Annotated in this window: 15 protein-coding genes, 1 tRNA gene and 1 pseudogene; 7 read left to right on the forward strand and 10 right to left on the reverse strand. The window is 66.6% G+C overall.

Translation table 11 applies throughout. From position 1 onward, the window contains the following. The first annotated feature begins 26 nt into the window (after positions 1–26). The 3 genes and pseudogenes from MHN84_RS05430 to MHN84_RS05440 all read left to right on the forward strand — a co-directional run. Positions 27–461 (forward strand): Zn-ribbon domain-containing OB-fold protein, encoded by a 435-nt coding sequence (locus MHN84_RS05430; RefSeq protein ID WP_241203613.1) that lies wholly within the window; start codon positions 27–29, stop codon positions 459–461. Next, complete coding sequence (locus tag MHN84_RS05435) at positions 458–1,657, forward strand: lipid-transfer protein (RefSeq protein ID WP_241203614.1); 1,200 nt, start codon at positions 458–460, stop codon at positions 1,655–1,657. The genes MHN84_RS05430 and MHN84_RS05435 overlap by 4 nt, the downstream gene beginning before the upstream one ends. A gap of 82 nt (positions 1,658–1,739) precedes the next feature. After that, positions 1,740–1,961 (forward strand): annotated as a pseudogene (locus MHN84_RS05440) (DUF167 domain-containing protein); the annotation flags it as partial. A 100-nt stretch (positions 1,962–2,061) separates the two neighbouring features. Here the strand turns inward: MHN84_RS05440 and MHN84_RS05445 are convergent. The 6 genes from MHN84_RS05445 to MHN84_RS05470 all read right to left on the reverse strand — a co-directional run bounded on the left by MHN84_RS05445 (position 2,062) and on the right by MHN84_RS05470 (position 7,894). After that, positions 2,062–2,805, reverse strand: coding sequence for an ABC transporter ATP-binding protein (locus MHN84_RS05445; RefSeq protein ID WP_241203615.1), 744 nt, complete (start codon positions 2,803–2,805; stop codon positions 2,062–2,064). Beyond that, complete coding sequence (locus tag MHN84_RS05450) at positions 2,789–3,616, reverse strand: ABC transporter ATP-binding protein (protein ID WP_241203616.1); 828 nt, start codon at positions 3,614–3,616, stop codon at positions 2,789–2,791. The genes MHN84_RS05445 and MHN84_RS05450 overlap by 17 nt, the downstream gene beginning before the upstream one ends. Beyond that, positions 3,613–4,770 carry a branched-chain amino acid ABC transporter permease gene (locus MHN84_RS05455; protein WP_241203617.1) on the reverse strand — a complete coding sequence of 386 codons (1,158 nt, stop codon included), beginning with the start codon at positions 4,768–4,770 and terminating at the stop codon, positions 3,613–3,615. Before MHN84_RS05455 ends, MHN84_RS05450 begins: the two co-directional genes overlap by 4 nt. Further along, on the reverse strand, positions 4,767–5,777 hold the full coding sequence (locus MHN84_RS05460) for a branched-chain amino acid ABC transporter permease (protein ID WP_221361334.1): 1,011 nt from the start codon (positions 5,775–5,777) through the stop codon (positions 4,767–4,769). The genes MHN84_RS05455 and MHN84_RS05460 overlap by 4 nt, the downstream gene beginning before the upstream one ends. 73 nt (positions 5,778–5,850) lie before the next feature. Next, a complete protein-coding gene (locus MHN84_RS05465; RefSeq protein WP_241203618.1) occupies positions 5,851–7,062 on the reverse strand; it encodes a branched-chain amino acid ABC transporter substrate-binding protein in 1,212 nt (403 codons plus the stop codon). 202 nt (positions 7,063–7,264) lie between these two features. Beyond that, positions 7,265–7,894 carry an ANTAR domain-containing response regulator gene (locus MHN84_RS05470; RefSeq protein ID WP_241203619.1) on the reverse strand — a complete coding sequence of 210 codons (630 nt, stop codon included), beginning with the start codon at positions 7,892–7,894 and terminating at the stop codon, positions 7,265–7,267. A 93-nt stretch (positions 7,895–7,987) separates the two neighbouring features. Here MHN84_RS05470 and MHN84_RS05475 point away from each other — a divergent pair. Together MHN84_RS05475 and MHN84_RS05480 are read left to right on the forward strand one after the other, a co-directional pair. Beyond that, positions 7,988–8,064: transfer RNA gene (locus MHN84_RS05475), tRNA-Leu, on the forward strand. A gap of 444 nt (positions 8,065–8,508) precedes the next feature. After that, positions 8,509–9,711, forward strand: a complete 1,203-nt coding sequence (locus MHN84_RS05480) for a hypothetical protein (RefSeq protein ID WP_241203620.1) — start codon at positions 8,509–8,511, stop codon at positions 9,709–9,711. On the opposite strand, the gene MHN84_RS05485 is transcribed toward MHN84_RS05480, so the two are convergent. Continuing rightward, the gene (locus MHN84_RS05485; RefSeq protein WP_241203621.1) at positions 9,673–10,932 is read right to left on the reverse strand and encodes a PE-PPE domain-containing protein; all 1,260 of its coding nucleotides are present in this window, start codon (positions 10,930–10,932) and stop codon (positions 9,673–9,675) included. The two genes, MHN84_RS05480 and MHN84_RS05485, sit on opposite strands and share 39 nt — an antisense overlap. A 300-nt stretch (positions 10,933–11,232) precedes the next feature. Between MHN84_RS05485 and MHN84_RS05490 the strand changes: the two genes are divergently transcribed. Continuing rightward, positions 11,233–11,850, forward strand: coding sequence for a DUF998 domain-containing protein (locus MHN84_RS05490; protein ID WP_241203622.1), 618 nt, complete (start codon positions 11,233–11,235; stop codon positions 11,848–11,850). Here MHN84_RS05490 and MHN84_RS05495 read toward each other — a convergent pair. Continuing rightward, positions 11,801–12,598, reverse strand: a complete 798-nt coding sequence (locus MHN84_RS05495) for a nitrilase-related carbon-nitrogen hydrolase (RefSeq protein WP_241203623.1) — start codon at positions 12,596–12,598, stop codon at positions 11,801–11,803. The two genes, MHN84_RS05490 and MHN84_RS05495, sit on opposite strands and share 50 nt — an antisense overlap. A gap of 50 nt (positions 12,599–12,648) precedes the next feature. Here MHN84_RS05495 and MHN84_RS05500 point away from each other — a divergent pair, with 50 nt between their 5' ends. Further along, positions 12,649–13,941, forward strand: a complete 1,293-nt coding sequence (locus tag MHN84_RS05500; protein ID WP_374238326.1) for an adenylate/guanylate cyclase domain-containing protein — start codon at positions 12,649–12,651, stop codon at positions 13,939–13,941. Here MHN84_RS05500 and MHN84_RS05505 read toward each other — a convergent pair. Next, positions 13,916–14,413, reverse strand: a complete 498-nt coding sequence (locus tag MHN84_RS05505) for a DNA starvation/stationary phase protection protein (RefSeq protein ID WP_241203625.1) — start codon at positions 14,411–14,413, stop codon at positions 13,916–13,918. The genes MHN84_RS05500 and MHN84_RS05505 overlap by 26 nt on opposite strands. A gap of 38 nt (positions 14,414–14,451) precedes the next feature. Further along, positions 14,452–16,209 (reverse strand): DUF2339 domain-containing protein, encoded by a 1,758-nt coding sequence (locus MHN84_RS05510; protein ID WP_241203626.1) that lies wholly within the window; start codon positions 16,207–16,209, stop codon positions 14,452–14,454. Between the last annotated feature and the right edge of the window lie 11 nt (positions 16,210–16,220).

The following is a 16,220-nucleotide window of genomic DNA, read 5'->3' on the forward strand; positions in this document are numbered from 1 at the left end:
CCGGCATGACTGGGTAGGCTGACCCCGTGTCAGCATCCACGCAACCCGCCGTCGAGGGCTGGTTCGCCACCGATGGTTCTGGCGAGGCCTACCTCATCGGCGCCAAATGCCATCAGTGCGGAACCTTCGTCTTCCCGCCGCGCGAGAACAACTGTCCGAACCCCGGCTGTGACGGCGACGAGCTGGCGCAGGTGCCGCTGTCACGGCGCGGCACGCTGTGGAGCTACACCGAGAACCGCTACGCCCCACCCCCGCCCTATCCATCGCCGGACCCCTTCGAACCGTTCGCCGTCGCCGCGGTGGAGCTGGCCGCCGAAGGATTGATCGTGCTGGGCAAGGTGGTCGAGGGCACGCTGGCCGCCGACCTGAAGGTCGGCATGGAGATGGAGCTGACCACGATGCCGCTCTACGTCGACGACGACGGCACCGAACGCATCGTGCACGCCTGGAGGATCGCATGAGTCCGGAACCGGTTTACATCCTCGGCGCAGGGATGCACCCCTGGGGCAAGTGGGGACGCGACTTCACCGAATACGGCGTCGTCGCCGCCCGCGCGGCGCTTGCGGAGGCGGGATTGGACTGGCGCCAGATCCAACTCGTCGCCGGGGCCGACACCATCCGCAACGGCTACCCCGGCTTCGTCGCCGGTGCCACGTTCGCTCAGAAGCTGGGCTGGAACGGCATTCCCGTCACCTCCAGCTACGCCGCCTGCGCCAGCGGGTCGCAGGCGCTGCAGAGTGCCCGCGCGCAGATCCTGGCCGGCCTGTGCGACGTCGCGCTCGTCATCGGTGCCGACACCACACCGAAGGGCTTCTTCGCCCCCGTCGGAGGGGAACGCAAGAACGATCCGGATTGGCAACGCTTCCACCTGATCGGCGCGACCAACACCGTGTACTTCGCGCTGCTCGCCCGGAGGCGGATGGACCTCTACGGCGCCACGCTCGAAGACTTCGCGAACGTCAAGGTGAAGAACGCCCGCCACGGCCTCAACAACCCGAATGCGCGCTACCGCAAGGAAGCGACCGTCGAGGACGTACTGGCCAGCCCTGTGGTCTCCGACCCCCTGCGGCTGCTCGACATCTGCGCCACCTCCGACGGCGCGGCCGCGATCATCGTGGCCAGCAAGGCGTTCACGGAGAAGCACCTCGGCTCGACGGCCGGCGTCCCGTCTGTGCGTGCGGTGAGCCTGCAGTCCCCGCAGTACCCCCAGCATCTGCCCGAATTGCCGGACATCGCAACCGATTCGACGGCCGTGGTGCCCGGCCCCAAGCGAGTGTTCAAAGATCAGATCCTCGATGCCGCGTACGCCGAGGCGGGGATCGGACCCGAGGACCTCAGCCTGGCCGAGGTCTACGACCTGTCGACCGCGCTGGAACTCGACTGGTACGAGCACCTGGGACTGTGCAAGAAGGGTGAGGCCGAACATCTTCTGCGCAGCGGCGCGACCACCATCGGCGGGCGCATCCCGGTCAACGCATCGGGCGGGCTCGCGAGCTTCGGCGAGGCCATTCCCGCGCAGGCCATCGCGCAGGTCTGCGAGCTCACCTGGCAGCTGAAGGGGCAGGCCACCGGCCGCCAGGTCGAGGGCGCCACTGTGGGCATCACCGCCAACCAGGGCCTGTTCGGCCACGGCTCGTCCGTCGTCGTCGCCCGGTAGTCGTTTTCGCGAGCGCGCGCGTCTGCACGCGACACGCCGCGCCACACTGGCAATATGCGCGCCCTCGCGACTCAATGAGCGGGTGGCTGATGTCATATCGGTGCGGGTGAAGCCCGGCAGCGCGAAGGGACCTGCCGTCGAGAGGGATCCCGACGGCATGCTGACGATCTATGTCCGCGAGCGTGCTGTCGACGGCAAGGCCAACCAGGCCGTCATCCGGGTGCTCGCCGAACACCTCGGTGTGCCGCGCAACCGGGTGACGCTGACCGCGGGGGCCACCTCGCGGCTGAAGCGCTTCCGCGTCGATCAGCGCGCGCTCAGAGTGCGGCGAGCGCGCGCGAACTCACAGAATGGCCCGGCGTGTTGCGTGCAGACACGCGCGCTCGCCGAAACAAGGCACCCTCTCAGGCGACGCCGAGGTAGGCCGCGCGAATACTGTCGTCTGCCAACAACTCTCGCGCATTGCCCGACCGGGTGACCTCACCGGTCTCCAGGATGTAGGCCCGATCGGAGCGACTGAGCGCCTGCTGGGCGTTCTGCTCCACGAGCAGCACCGTGGTTCCGGTCGAGTTGATCTCGGCGATGATCTTGAAGATCTGAGAGATCACCATCGGTGCGAGCCCCATCGACGGCTCGTCGAGCAGCAGCACCTTGGGCCGGGCCATCAACGCCCGCCCGATCGCCAGCATCTGCTGCTCGCCACCGGACAGCGTGCCGCCGACCTGGCTTTTGCGCTCCGCGAGCCGCGGGAACGTCTGCAGTATCCACTCCAGCCGCTCGTCGTGCTCCGCCTTGGACGGGAATTTGCGTCCGTAGCAACCCATTTCGAGGTTCTCGAGGATCGTCATGCCGGGGAACACGCCGCGCCCCTCGGGCGCCTGGATCAGGCCGTCGGTCACCCGCCGGTGCGCCTTGACGCGGCTCACGTCCTGCCCGTCGAACCACACCGAACCCGATGTCAGCGGCAGCAGCCCGGAGATCGCCCGCATCATCGTGGTCTTGCCCGCGCCGTTGGAGCCGAGCAGCGTGACCAGCTCGCCCTCGTGCACAGTCAACGACACGGAGTGCAGCGCCTTGATACGGCCGTAGTGCACCACGACATCGCGGGCCTCCAGCAGCACCGGTCGGGACTCAGCTGAGCTCGTCATCGGGCACTCCCAGGTAAGCGGCGATGACCTTGGGGTCCTCGCGGATCTCGGCCGGCAGGCCGTCGGCGATCTTGCGGCCGAACTCCAACACCACGATGCGATCGGTCACCCCCATGACCAACCGCATGTCGTGTTCAATCAGCAGCACGGTGTATCCGTCGTCGCGGATCTTGCGGATCAGGTCGATCAGCGCCGACTTCTCGCTGGGGTTGAACCCGGCCGCGGGCTCGTCGAGGCACAGCAGCTTCGGTTCGGTGGCCAACGCACGGGCGATCTCCAGCCGGCGCTGGTCACCGTAGGAGAGGTTCTTTGCCTTCTCCTCCCCACGGTGCGCAATGCCGACGAAATGCAGCAGGGCTGCTGACCGTTCGATCGCCTCCCTCTCCTCGCGGCGATGACGTGGCGACCGGAACAGCGCACCCGGCACCGACGTCCGGTGTCGGGCATCCGTACCGACCATGACGTTCTCCAACGCCGTCATCTCCCCGAACAGCCGGATGTTCTGGAACGTACGGGCGATTCCCCGCCGGGTGATCTGATGTCGCTTGATCCGTCCGAGGATCTCACCGTCGAACGTCACCGACCCCGCACTGGGGCGGTAGACGCCGGTGATCGCGTTGAAGCAGGTGGTTTTCCCGGCACCATTGGGCCCGATCAGTCCGAGGATCTCACCGCGACGGATGTCGAAGGTCACCGAGTCCAGTGCGACCAAACCGCCGAACTGCACGGTCAGGTCCTTGGTGGCCAGCAGCACCTCGCCCTCGTCGGCGGCGATCTCGCGGTGCACGCCGGCCAGGTCCTCGATGCTCATTGCGCCGACTCCTTCCCCGACGGACCCGATCTGAGCAGATCGCGCGCGGCCTTACCGTAGGTCAGCAGCTGCTGGCGGGCCGGGAAGAAGCCTTGCGGCCGGAAGATCATCAGGACCACCAGCGCCAATCCGAAGAACAGATACTTCAGGTTGCCCATGTCGATGCCCAGGAAGTGCACGCCCAGAAGACGATTGGGTAGGTAGACGATGATGAACGCACCCAGGATCACGCCGAGCTTGTTGCCCTGACCGCCGAGGACGACGGCGCACAGGAACAGCATGGAGTTGATGATGTTGAACGTCGGCGGTGCGACGTACTGCACCTGACCGGCGTAGAGCGCTCCGGAGAGCCCACCGATCGCGGCGCCGATGGTGAACGCCCACAGTTTGAACTTGAAGGTGTTGACGCCCATCACTTCTGCGGCGTCCTCGTCTTCGCGCACCGCGATCCAGGCGCGTCCCACCCGGCTGCGTTCGAGATTGCCCACCAGCAGCAGGATCACGACGATCAGCAACAACCCCAGCCAGAACCACCAGGTGCCGTAGTTCGCGTCGCCGCTGGAGTTCGACACGGAGAACACCCCGCGCGGATTCTTCTCGCTCTCGAAGACATGCGGGAATGCGACCTCGTTGAGACCCCGGGGGCCGTTGGTGATGTCGGCCAGGTTGTCGGCCAGCAAGCGGATGATCTCGCCGAATCCGAGCGTGACGATCGCCAGATAGTCACCACGCAACCGCAGCGTGGGGAACCCGAGGATCAACCCCGTCAGGGCGGTCACGGCCATGGCCAGCGGCACGCAGGACAGCCAGGCCCACGGCTCGCTGAAGAAACCGCTCGTGCCCATCCTGTTCCACGGGCTTTCCGGGCTGGTCAGCAGAGCCACCGTGTAGGCGCCCACCGCGTAGAACCCGACATATCCGAGATCGAGCAGACCTGCTTGTCCCACAACGACATTGAGGCCGATGGCGATGATCGCCACCATCGCGAACTGGGCCATCGTGCCACCGAAGCTGATACCGGGGGTGTCGATGAACGGCGGGGTGAACAGCGGCGACAATCCGACGCCCAGGAACAAGATGACCCCGAACACCCACTTCTGCGGACGCGACAGACGATCCCACCAGTCCGTCACCCGAGACACCAACCCGCTCATGCTCGCGCCTTTCCGAGGCTCTCGCCGAGTATGCCCGTCGGACGCACCAACAGCACCAGCACCAGCAGCACGAAAGCCACCACGTCACGCCACTGCGTGCCGAACACGGCCTGGCCGTAGTTCTCCATGATGCCCAGGATCAAGCCACCCAGCAGGGCGCCGCGCAGGTTGCCGATCCCGCCGAGGACGGCGGCGGAGAACGCCTTGATGCCGAGCAGGAAGCCGCCCGAGTAGATGATGCCCTGAGGAACCTTGAGCGTGTAGAGCAGCGCCGCCGCGCCCGCCAGCAGACCACCGATCAGGAACGTCGTCATGATGATGCGCTCGCGGGACACCCCCATCAACGTCGCGGTGGTCGGATCCTGGGCGACGGCGCGGATGCCGCGACCGAACTTGGTGCGGTTGATCGCGATGTCGGTCAGCACCGCGAGCACGAGGGCAGCGACGATGATCACGATCGTGACGTTGGAGACGTCCACCCCGAAGAACGTGAACTGAGTCTTGGGCTGCACCAACACGATCGGCTGCTGGGCATTCGGCCCGCCGTAGCCGGGGATCAACTTGGGCAGGATGAACAGCACGAACTGCTGGAGCACGAACGACATGCCGATCGCGGTGATCAGGAACGTCAGCGAGCGGGCATGCCGTTTACGCAGCGGCCGGTAGGCGATGAACTCCAGACCGACGGCTGCGCCGCCGGAGACGAGCATCGCGAACAGCATCGCCACCCCGAGATAGACGATCGTCAGCAGCACCCCTTTGTTGTAGGCGTTGCCGCTGGGGGTGAAGCCCAAGATCATGTCCAGCGCGAAGTACGCGCCGAACATGCCGAGCATGAAGATCTCCGAGTGGGCGAAGTTGATCAACCGCAGCACCCCGAACACCAGGGTGTACCCGACCGCGACCAGGGCGTAGATGGCGCCCCACGACAATCCGTCGATGGTGAGTTGCCAGAAGCTGTCGAACAGCGCCCCGACGTTGAAATTGATGTTGGCGGCCAGAAACATCGGCGTGGCGTACTCCTTCAGGAGTGCAAAACGCGTCCGAGCCGTCGAGCTCGGACGCGTTTCGCGTCAACGGTTACTGAACCTCGTACATCCAGATCAGCGTGGTGGTGAGCTCCCCGTTGGGCGTCCACTGGTACTTGCGCGCCACGCCCTGGCCGTCGTAGTTGCGCACGAAGTCGAGCAGCGCCGGCCGGGTGATCGCCCCCGAATCGATGCCCTTGAGCAGGATCGTGCCCAGGTCATAGCCCTCGGTGCTGTAGGTGCCGGGCTCCTGGTTGAACTTCTTGGTGTACTCGTCGGCGAACGCGCCGGTGGCCGGGCCGCACGGGCAGGACAGCAGCGCACCCTTGGAGGACTCACCGGCCTGCTTGACGAACTCGGGGTCCTTAGTGCCGTCGGCGCTGACGAACGTGCCCTCGAAGCCACCGTCCTTGAGCTGCTGGACGAACGGCGCCGCCTCGGCGTAGTAGCCGCTGTAGAACACCGAGTCCGGGGCGGCCCCCTTGACCTGGGTCACCGCGGCCGAGAAGTCCTTGTCGCCCTTCTTGACCGAGATGTTGCAGGCCGCGTCCGCGACCGGCCCGAGCGTGTCCCGCACGGCCTGGGCGAGGCCGAGGCCGTAGTCGGTGCTGTCATCGACCACACACACCTTCTTGTTGGCGAGCGTGTTCTTCAGGTAGTTGGCGACAGCGGGTCCCTGCACACCGTCATTGGCCAGGCCGCGGAAGAAGGTCTTCCAGCCGTTCTCCGACAGCGTCACGTTGGTCGCCGACGCGGTGGCGGCGACCAGACCGGCCTGGTCGAAGACACCGCCGGTGGCTTTCGTCTCGCCCGAGAAGGCCGGGCCGACGAGGCCGATCGTGTACTGGTCGTCGACGATCTGAGGTGCGATCGCGGTCGCTTTCTGCGGGTCACCTTCGGTGTCGAACGGCTTGAGCTGCACCTGGCAGCCGGGGTTGGCCGCGTTGTGCTTGTCGATCGCGAGCTGCACACCGTTTTTGATGTTGATGCCCAGCGCCGCGTCGGGGCCGTTGAGCGCCCCCGCCATGGCGATCGACACCGGCGGGCAGGTGGCCTTGCCGTCGCCGGCCGGGTCGGCCGGAGCCGCGCCCTCGGCGCCCTTGACCTCTGCACCGTTCTCGTCGATCTGCACCTTCTCGACGATCTTGAGATTCGCCTGCGTCGCCTGCTCCTCGGGCGCACCCTGGTTGCAGCCGGCCAAGGCCAGCACAATCAGGCTCGCTCCCCCGAGAGCAAATGCATTGCGTGCCACGCGACCGCGCACGTCCCACCTCCGGTTCATGTGTTGATCGACACCGTCGTGCCTCCCCCGGACGGCGTTGGCGGCGGTGCTTCGCCGACGACCATAACCAACGCATCGCCGTGGTGCGCGATGTTGAGGAACGCGTGGCGCGCATCCGGTGCACGGATCCGAAATCCGGCGGTTCCGGAAACGCAGTCTTAACGGACGGGGTGCCGATTCCCCGTCATTCCGCGGGTGCGGCGGCGTCGGTGGCCGGCGGGTCGAGCGTCTCGAGAACCACCTCGGCGACGCGCTTCATCGTGGTGCGGCGGTCCATCGCGGCCCGCTGAATCCACTTGAACGCCTCGGGTTCGGTCATGTTCTGCTTGCTCTGCAGCAAACCCTTCGCACGCTCCACCAGCTTGCGGGTCTCCAGCCGGTCGGAGAGGTTGGCGACCTCTTTCTCCAATTCGGTGATCTCGCTGAACCGGCTGACCGCCACCTCGATGGCCGGAATCAGATCGGTGATGTTGAACGGCTTGACCAGATAAGCCATCGCGCCCGCGTCGCGGGCGCGTTCGACGAGTTCACGCTGGCTGAAGGCGGTGAGGATGACGATCGGCGCGATCCGCTTGGCTGCGATCTCGGCGGCGGCGTCGATGCCGTCCCGGCGGGGCATCTTGACGTCCATGATCACCAGGTCCGGACGCAGAGATTCGGCCAACTCGACGGCCTCCTGACCGTCACCGGCCTCTCCGACGATCTCGTAGCCTTCGTCGCGCAGCATCTCGGCCAGGTCGAGCCGGATCAGCGCCTCGTCCTCGGCGATCAGGACTCGGTGCGGCGCGGCGGCATCTGTCGGGGACGCAGTCATGGTCCACATTCTGTCCGCCGATGCCCGAATGAGCGAGCGCGGGGCCATCCTCTAAGGTGAGAGGCCGCACGACGCGGCGCGGCGTGCCGGGACGCCCCCGTATCCCAACTGGCAGAGGAAACGGATTCAAAACCCGTCCAGTGTGAGTTCGAATCTCACCGGGGGCACCAGTACTTGCACTACTTCCACCTACCGGCTCTGCGCCCTGATGTGACGGCCGTGGGAGTCATCTCCAGAACACATCGTCAGGGCTAGCACGAACGTTTGCGCGTCCGATGCTGCGATCACATCGAGCAAAGCGCAGGTGACAGGTCGTGGAGACGAGTGTCGGCGTCGCACCCGCGGCGCGAATCACGTCCCGATAGCCACAGCGGGCCCGATAAACCTGAATATTGTCGCCCTCGTAGAGGAATAAACCGGCACGTCAATTTTTCTTTGTTGCCAGAACCCGTCGCCGAGATGACGGCCGCGATGGTCAGAAGACTGGTTCAACAGAAGACCAATGAACGTCAGCAAATCGATCATGATTGCCTCGAAAAGGCGTCAGAGTTTGCCAGCAACGGTAAAGTCCCCGCGAAGGCGATCAGGGGGATCGCCTTGTGGGAGGAAACTACGTGAAGACGGGTGCAATTCTCGCTGTCGGCATGTCAGCAACAGCGGCGGCACTCCTTGTCGCGCCGGTGACGCATGCGACGCCAGTCGGCGACGAAGCAAGCGGAAGCGATTCCAGGCTGCACGACACGGTCGGTGACACCACGGCCGACGGAACCGCCACCGTCGCCGCGGCCATCGACGAGGGTGACGTGCTGCCACTACTGGCCGTCATGGAGAAGTCCGACGGGTCCAACCACGACCAGCTGGTGAAACTGTCGACGATCCTCAAGCCGATCATCGACTCGGCCCGCAAACGCAACAGTTACCCCGAGAAGAAAGGCCAGACCGCGGCATCCGGTCGAGACGATCAACGGCGCGCTCCGCAGGATCGGGTAGCGACCGTGTCGGCGCTGGCGGCACTGTCGGGGTCGACCGCCTACATGGACGGCATCTTCAATGTCGGACCCGGCTGGAGGACCATCACCATGCCCGACGGGAGCACGTGCGGCGCCGGCTGCAACGAGGTGAAGTGGAACTACATGACCACCGACGGAAAGAGGGGCGCGGCGGCCGCGGCCGGGGCGTGGATGGACGCCCACGACACGCCGGATGCGGTGCTCTACACCTACTCTGGCTCCGCTATCGGCGCCCAGGATGCGCGCGCGCTGCGTCCCGACTGGCAGGGCAAGATCATCCAGTTGGGTTCGCCTGCCCGCCCCAACAACGGGGCGACCTACGAGGAGGGCGGGCGTCCTGTGCTGCAGGTCGGCGGCGGGACCATCGAGTACATCAGCACCAAGAGCGACGAGGCGGCGGTGCGAAGGCAGTGGTATGGCAATCACACCTTCGGCTACGGCGGGCGCGATTTCTCCGAGGAGACGCCGGTATCGCAAACACAGTACGGCGACAACGTGATCGACCGGGTGTACGCCGACCCACCGATCAGGGCCTCGTGGCTCACCGGCCTGTTCACTCCGAAGGCCTCTGTCCAGAAGGTCTCCGAGCAGGGTTACGTAGGCCAACACCGTCGTGACGAAACATCAACGGAGCGTAAGCAAGTGGTGAAGGACATCGCCGACGACGCCGAAAGGGCGACCACCAAGAAGACGCGGGAAACGAAGACGGTGAACAAGAAGCCCCGCCTCCGTGACGGAGACGGGGCTTCCCGGCGGAGCTGGGGCGGGTCAGCTCTCCGATCCGGCGCTGTCGCCACCGGAGCCTGATGACGACGACGTGGCGCCGACCGTCTCTCTCTTCTCGGGCGCGGCATCCTTTGTCGCCGTCTTGTCCTTCCTGGTGGTCAATTTCTTGACCTCGGTTTTGATGCTGTCGCTGAGGTTTTTGAAGACGTTCCTCTTGACCGTCGCGGTGTCGGCGCCGTTGTCGTCGGTCTGACCCTTGGTCAGGGCCTTCGACAGCGTCGTGCGCGCAGGCGGCGTCACGGCGTCCTGTGAATCATCGACCGGGACACTGACTTTGAGCGTCTGGCTGGCGTCGTCGACGACCGGCTTCGGAGTGGCCGCGGTCGGCAGCGGGATGTTGACGATGCCGGTCTGCCACTTCTTCTGCTCGGACGGGCGGTTGCGTTTGTAGGCCGAATCAATGATCGGCTTGAGCGCTGCGCTGAGCTTGGCCAGCTGCGCCGGATCGCCACCCGCCTCGAGCATCGGCTGCAGCAGCGGGAGAATGGGGTCGTTGTAGGGGATCAGGATCGTGGTCACCGACCCGCCGTCCTTGTTCGTCTCGACCTTGTAGCGCATCGGGTCGTTCTTGAAGTCGGTGTTGAACGCCGCGTCCACATGCAACATGTCCGCCCCCTGCACGGCGTTGAGCACCGCGAGGATGTTGAACATGTTGTCGGGCATGTCAGCCACCCCGTCGTATTCGGCGGCCACCACGTACACGTTGTAGGGCGTCACCGGGATGTCGGGACGGTACTTCACGCCCGAGTAATAGACCCGGCTCGGCGCACCGTAGAGCATCACGTTCATGTGCGCGGGATCCGGGACCGGTTTGCCGGCTTCCCGATCCGCTTCCAGCTGCTTCAGGGCCTCGATCACCGATGGTGCCCCTTTGGACACACCACCGATGGTCAGCACCGTGCCCGTGGGCTGGGCCAAGACCGCGTTGTACAGGTTGGCAGCGCCCTCCGGAATCGACTCCGAGAAGTCGGCGTCGCCCGGGAACGGCACGCTGACCCGATCGTCGTAATCGGCGAAATACCCGCCGAACGCCGCCATCATCTCTTCCGGCTTCAAGACCGCATAAGACCCCTTGCCGCCGACCAAGAGGGCGGTGACGCCGTTGGTGCACTTGTCCGTCGGACAGGGCGTCGCATCCGCCGCCTGCGCCACCGGAGCAAACAACAGGCTCCCCGCTACGACGCATCCCGCCACTCCTGCCGGACGCTTGCGCGCATGCTTCAGCGCGTGAGCTCCCCCCATGACCATTCCTCCCAAATGATTCTCAGGTACTGCACGATGACGTGCTAGCAGGGACTTTAACAGTTAAAAACGTCGGCACGCGTGCTTTCAGCAAAGATATAAGTGCATTGCCACGCGCAGCCGACGGTCGCAGGGGATCGGCCGAGGATCGACACGGGCTGCTTCCGTCCTGCGCATCCGTGTGCGATTCCAGCAAGCAAACTCGACCACCATCACACGCCATGGCGGGCCTCCTCCGTGCCGCTGTGGTCGACTCCCGGCTGGCACGCTGGTGGTGTGCGCACTCCCCACCCGACAATCGTGCGTCGAACGAGCGGTGTCCTCGCTCTGGCTGCCGGGATCAGCTACCTGACCGTCGAAGCGATCGCAGCGGCGCGGGTGCCGGCCTACAGCTACGTGGGCGACGTCATCAGCGATCTGGGACGCCCGACGTCGCCGCTGTCGTGGTGGATGAACGCCGCTTTCCGCGTCCAGGGCATGGCGTTCGTGGTGACTGCCGCCGTACTGGTCGCCACGGCGCGGCCCGCGCGCGGCGGCCTGATGTTCACCGCGCTCGCATCCTTGTATGGAGCGGGTTCGGTCGTCGTCGGCCTGGTCCCCAGCGGAGGCAGCCACACGGCCCAGCTACTCCACGTCGCCGGTGCGACCGCGGCGATCGTCGGGGGCAATCTCGCGCTGCTCGCAGGCGGCGCCGCCGGCCTCCCCGGGCGATCCGCGGCCGCCAGGACCCTCGGCTACATACTCGGCGTCCTGGGCCTGGCGGCTGCGGCGGCGCTGATCGGCACCGACATGCCGCAGGGAGCGTGCGAACGGGTGGCGATCTACACGATCATCGCGTGGCAACTCGTGGTGGGTGTCGGCCTGGTGTTCAGTACAGGTCCAGCCGACGATCGTCGAGCAGATGGACGTACTCGGTGATGTTCTTGTCGCGGCTGAGCGAAAGATCGACGTCGGCCATCGCGACCGATTCCCCGGGCCCCGCCTCGGCCACCACCCAGCCATCGGCGGCGACGATCGCCGTGCCCTCTGTCCAGCGTTGACCACGCTCGACGCCCGCGCGGTCGCACACCGCAACGGCGACGTGGTTGGTACGAGCGGTCGACATCGCGGTGATCACCTCGCCGGGGTGCTCCCCGTCCGGGCGCGAGAACAGCGGCCAATTGACCGGGGCGACGATGAGATCGGCGCCGTCGACCACGGCCCGGCGGGTCAGTTCCGCGAATTCCAGGTCGTAGCAGAGCATCACGGCCACCGCCCCATGCCGCGTCGGCAGCACGGGCGGCAGGTCGCGGCCGGGCGTGAAGATCAATTTCTCCCGGTCCCACAGGTGGGTCTTGCGATAGACCGCTGACACGCCGCCGTCGTCGAGCACAGCGGCGCTGTTGTAGAGCACGCCGTCCTCGCCCAGTTCGCAGAACCCGAGCGCCACCAATGAATCTCCTGCTGCGGCAGCCCATCCCGCGAACCGGGCATCGTCACGCGTCAGCGCCACCGAGCGGGCCTCGTCGTCGCCGCTGAGCATGTAGCCGGAGGTCACCAATTCCGGCAGCACGATGATGTCGGCGCCGGCAGATCGCGCATCGGTGATCGCGGCGGAGATGCGCTCGGAATTACCGTCGAGGTCACCGATCTGCGGATCGATCTGGCAGCACGCGATACCCGTCATTCGAGCAGGTTATCGCTGCGATCGGCGATAAGCTCCGCATCGTGCGCAACGTGCGGTCCGTCTGCGTGCCCGAGGTGGCACTCGAAGGACGCACGACCTCGCTCAGCCGCCACCGGGCCGAGGCGGTGTCACGCAGGGTCCGGGTGCTGACCATCGCCGGGTGGATCGCCGCCGCGGTGTCGCTGATCTTCGGGTCGTTCCAGGTGGTCGTCGGCGGTGGGTTCGCGTGGTTGGGCGTCGTCAACATCCTGTGCGGGCTCGCCTTCCTGAGCATCCCGCGGTTGTGCCCGCTCGGTGAGGTCGTCGCCCCCGTGACATTCGTGGTCGTCGCCTATGTGTCGGTCGGGTTCTTCTGCTACACGATGGGCACCGACTCGGGGTTGCAGTTCTATTTCCTGGTCGCCGCGTCGCTGACGGTCCTCACGTTGGGCATCGAACGCATCACGTTGGCCTCGGCCATCGCCGGCACCGGAGTGGTCCTGATCATCGTGCTCGAACTGACCGTGCCCGACGATCGTGGTCTCGGTCCGTCGTGGTTCCTCAAAGTCGGCTTCGTGTCCTCGGTGGTCTCGTCGGTGGTGATGATCGTGGCGACGCTGTGGTACACGCTGCGCGAGACCGAGCGCGCCGAGCGCGCGATGGAAGCCGAGTACGAGCGGTCCGAGCGGTTGCTGGCCAACATCCTGCCCGAGACCATCGCCGACCGGCTCAAGGATCCGGCCCGCTCGGTGATCGCCGACAAGTACGACGATGCGTCCATTCTCTTCGCCGACATCGCGGGATACACCAAGCGTGCCAGTGACACCGCGCCCGCCGAACTCGTCCGGTTCCTCGACCGGCTCTACACCGACCTCGATGCGCTGGTCGATCAGCACGGCCTCGAGAAGGTGAAGACCAGCGGGGATTCCTACATGGTGGTCAGCGGCGTACCCACCCCGCGCGCCGACCACCTCGAGGCTCTAGCCGCGCTGGCGCTCGACATGGCGGATGCCGTCGCCGGTCTGACCGATGCGCAGGGTCGGGCGGTGCCGCTGCGGATCGGGATGGCGTGCGGACCGGTGGTCGCCGGCGTCGTCGGCGCGAGGAAGTTCTTCTACGACGTCTGGGGCGACGCGGTCAACATCGCTTCTCGCATGGAGACCACCGATGTCGAGGGCCGCATCCAGGTGCCCGACGAGGTCTACGAACGGCTCAGACATCGCTTCGTGCTCGAAGAGCGCGGCCTGGTCGACGTGAAAGGCAAGGGCCCGATGCACACCTGGTATCTGGTCGGGCGTCGGGCCTCGGCCGCCACGCCGGCCGAAAAGCCTTCTGCCGTCACACCTTCCGGTTCTCCGACTTGAGCAGCCACGCCAGCTTTTCCAGCCCGTCGATGAGCTGATGCAAGATGTCCGCGGTGCTCGCGTCTTCGGCATCGACTGCGTCGTGCACATCCCGCAGCGTCGCGACGACGGCGTAGATGCGGGTGGTGACGAGGTCGACGACCTCGGCGCTGCCGTGCTCGAACGCGGGGAACTCGGGCAGCGAGGTGGTCGAGGCGACGGTGTCGGACCGGCCGTCGGGCACCGCGTCGAGCGCCCGCATGCGTTCGGCGATGGTGTCACTGGCCTCGCGGGCGAAGTCGACGACCTCGTCGAGTTGCAGATGCAGATCGCGGAAGTTGGTGCCGACCACGTTCCAGTGCGCCTGCTTGCCCTGCAGGTGCAGTTCGATGACGTCGACGAGTACGCGCTGCAGCGCTGCGGACAGGTCAGAGGACGCCTGGAAGCCGACGATGTCGGCTTCGGTCTTGCGAGAGTGAGACTGTGTGTTCATAACCATGACAACATCTCCTTTTCTGGACTCAATCCAGTCTAGTGTGTGTCGACGGTCACGTGATCCTGACGTTCCAGCAGCCGGGCATATCCGGCGCCCATACCGAGCAGGATCAGCCCGACGACGATGAACACCGCCACTCGGAACATCCCGTCGAGTGAGCCCAGATCGAACAGGAACAGCTTGGCCACCGCGGCGCCCACGAGCCCGAGGCCGCCGGCGATCGGTACCGACCGGTCGGTCCGCGGCACACGCACGGCGTGCGCGAGCAGCGCCGCCGCCATGGCGATCCAGCAGATCGTCGCCACCATGTGCCCTGCGTAGAAACCGCGGCCATGTCCACCGATCAGCACTCCGGCGGTGACGGCGAAGCACGTGACCGCGAAGGCGACGATCCCGGCGGCCACCGCCGCCCACACTGCTCGCTGCGGGCCCGACCACGACCACGCGATCGCGACCGCGGCGATACCGACCAGGATGCTCGACACCAGGGTGGACGCGCGTGCCGATTCCACCGCGTCCGCGGCGGACAGCAGAACGCTCGGCGGAGCGTAGGCGACATGCAGCAGCGCCCCGATCGCAGCGAAAAGCATTGCCGCACTGCGCGCGATGACATCGCGCCGGCCGGCGACAGCGACCACGACGGCCATCGCGAGCAGGATCGGGCCCGCCACCGGTCCGTCGAAGGCGACCGTTACCGCGATCAGGGCGCTCACCGCCGACAGCGCGGAGAACACCCGGCGGGCGATGCCCGCGACGCCCGGCAGCTGATCGCCCACCAACACGATCGCCAGGAGCGCACCCGCCAGCGCAGCGATCATCAGCGCGGCGACCACCCGGTCGACGACCAACCCGACGCACAGCAGCGGCGTCACCCCCGCCGCGGTCAGAAGCGCGAGCGGAGCACCGCGACGCGAACCGGGCAGCAGCACCACCGCTGCGACGACAGCCAGCACCGCGGCGATCGCACAGGCGCCGGCCAGCCACAGGTCGTCCCGCCCGTCGAAATGGCGCACGACGAGTGCGAACAGCACGGGGAAGGTCGCCGCGGCGGTGCGCGCCGCATGCAGCCACACCCAGTCCTTGCCCAGCTGCACCGGCAACGAGGCAGCGGCGAGCGCCAGCATGAAGCCGACCAACAGCAGGGTGTTGCCGTCCGCGACCACCGGAGCCAGCACGGTCAACGGGATGAGCACCAGCAGGCCGAGGTGCTCGGAGTCCCAGCGGCGCGCGAGCGTCAACCCCGCTCCGCCGACCGCGGAGGCGAGTACCAGTCCCACGCCCGCAGGAACCCATCCGTAGATGGTCGTGACGGCGATGACGTCCATGTACGCCGCGGCGATCCCGGTGGCCGTCACGGCGATCGCGCCGACACGACCTCCGGAACGGTTCTGCAGTCGCCGTCCTGCAGCCACCAGCGCGACGGCCAACACCACGCCGCCGGCCACGCGAAACTCGGGCCGCAGGATGCCGGCCTGAGCGGCGAGCACCAGCAGCAGCACGACGCCCATCAGCGTCACCGCGACGCCGGCGACCGCGAGCAGCTTGCCGATCCAGCCCTCCGAACGCTCGCGCACGGGGGCAGGCATCGGAGGTGGCGGCAGAGGCGCCGGCCGCGGCACGTAGCTGGGGCCGGCCGGTACGTACGGCTGGGGCGCGGTGCGCGGCGGCGCAGGACGCGCGGCGAGAGTTCGATCGAGCTCGGCCAGGTCGGCGGAGACGCGGGCAAGCTGCTGCGAGAGCGCGATCAACTCCGCGGACAACCGGGCGACGACAGGTGCGTGCGGTTCGGTCATGACGCCATGGT

Origin of the sequence: Mycobacterium sp. PSTR-4-N, from assembly GCF_022348085.1 — a bacterium.
GTDB lineage: Bacteria > Actinomycetota > Actinomycetes > Mycobacteriales > Mycobacteriaceae > Mycobacterium.

Bases quoted from the DNA above. Each gene is read 5' to 3' on its own strand.
- MHN84_RS05470 (WP_241203619.1), bottom strand. From the start codon at position 7,894: ATGACTGCGTCCCCGACAGATGCCGCCGCGCCGCACCGAGTCCTGATC.
- MHN84_RS05455 (WP_241203617.1), bottom strand. From the start codon at position 4,770: ATGAGCGGGTTGGTGTCTCGGGTGACGGACTGGTGGGATCGTCTGTCG.
- MHN84_RS05510 (WP_241203626.1), bottom strand. From the start codon at position 16,209: ATGACCGAACCGCACGCACCTGTCGTCGCCCGGTTGTCCGCGGAGTTG.
- MHN84_RS05505 (WP_241203625.1), bottom strand. From the start codon at position 14,413: ATGAACACACAGTCTCACTCTCGCAAGACCGAAGCCGACATCGTCGGC.
- MHN84_RS05495 (WP_241203623.1), bottom strand. From the start codon at position 12,598: ATGACGGGTATCGCGTGCTGCCAGATCGATCCGCAGATCGGTGACCTC.
- MHN84_RS05485 (WP_241203621.1), bottom strand. From the start codon at position 10,932: ATGGGGGGAGCTCACGCGCTGAAGCATGCGCGCAAGCGTCCGGCAGGA.
- MHN84_RS05435 (WP_241203614.1), top strand. From the start codon at position 458: ATGAGTCCGGAACCGGTTTACATCCTCGGCGCAGGGATGCACCCCTGG.
- MHN84_RS05450 (WP_241203616.1), bottom strand. From the start codon at position 3,616: ATGAGCATCGAGGACCTGGCCGGCGTGCACCGCGAGATCGCCGCCGAC.
- MHN84_RS05445 (WP_241203615.1), bottom strand. From the start codon at position 2,805: ATGACGAGCTCAGCTGAGTCCCGACCGGTGCTGCTGGAGGCCCGCGAT.
- MHN84_RS05460 (WP_221361334.1), bottom strand. From the start codon at position 5,777: ATGTTTCTGGCCGCCAACATCAATTTCAACGTCGGGGCGCTGTTCGAC.